Annotated in this window: 2 protein-coding genes; both read left to right on the top strand. The window is 52.5% G+C overall.

The window, feature by feature from the left end; translation table 11 throughout:
* On the top strand, window positions 1-337 hold a 337-nt coding region (locus NPS47_RS25295), incomplete at its 5' end, for an HNH endonuclease signature motif containing protein (protein ID WP_274297436.1).
* On the top strand, window positions 337-594 hold the full coding sequence (locus NPS47_RS25290; protein WP_274297435.1) for a bacteriocin immunity protein: 258 nt from the start codon (window positions 337-339) through the stop codon (window positions 592-594). The genes NPS47_RS25295 and NPS47_RS25290, both read left to right, overlap by 1 nt.
* Window positions 595-648: the final 54 nt, after the last annotated feature.

Genomic DNA, 648 nt, shown 5'->3' with positions numbered 1-648 from the left:
CGGGGCCGGGGTCGGACTGGGTTCCCCTGTCCCAACGCGTATTGCCGACCAGCTCAGAGGGCGCGAGTTTTCTAGCTTCGATGCGTTCAGGAAGGCGTTCTGGAAGGCCGTCGCTGCCGATCCAGAATTGAGCCGACAATTCAAACCACGCAATCTCTCAGACATGACGAAAGGTTTTGCCCCGGCGGCACCTAAGAGCGAGCATGTAGGAAAGCGTATCTCCTTCGAGCTGCACCACGTCGAATTGATTAAAGATGGTGGCGCGGTGTACGACGTGGACAACCTGAGAGCGGTTACATCCAAACACCATATAGACATACATCGAGGGATGAAGTGATGAAGCTGAAGACCAACCTTGCGGATTACACTGAACAGGAGTTCAAAGCCCTGATCAAAGCTATCGACGATTCGGGAACTGAGGAGGAACGAGACGCGTTAGTAGAGCATTTTAATAAAGTAGTCCCTCACCCAGCAGGATCGGATCTTCTTTATTATCCAGAAGAGGGTACTGATGAGTCACCTGACGGTGTCGTGAAGATAATTCAGGCTTGGTGCTTGGCCAACGGCCTATCGGGCTTTAAACCGCGCTTCTGATCAAGCTTTCAGGGGAGATTCCAGTTTCACGCCCGCGAAACTTCCCTATTTGGC

Origin of the sequence: Pseudomonas putida (assembly GCF_028682475.1) — a bacterium.
GTDB classification, from domain to species: Bacteria; Pseudomonadota; Gammaproteobacteria; order Pseudomonadales; family Pseudomonadaceae; genus Aquipseudomonas; species Aquipseudomonas putida_AG.
Note: the sequence above shows the minus strand (reverse complement) of the source record. Positions and strands in the feature narration are given on the sequence as shown.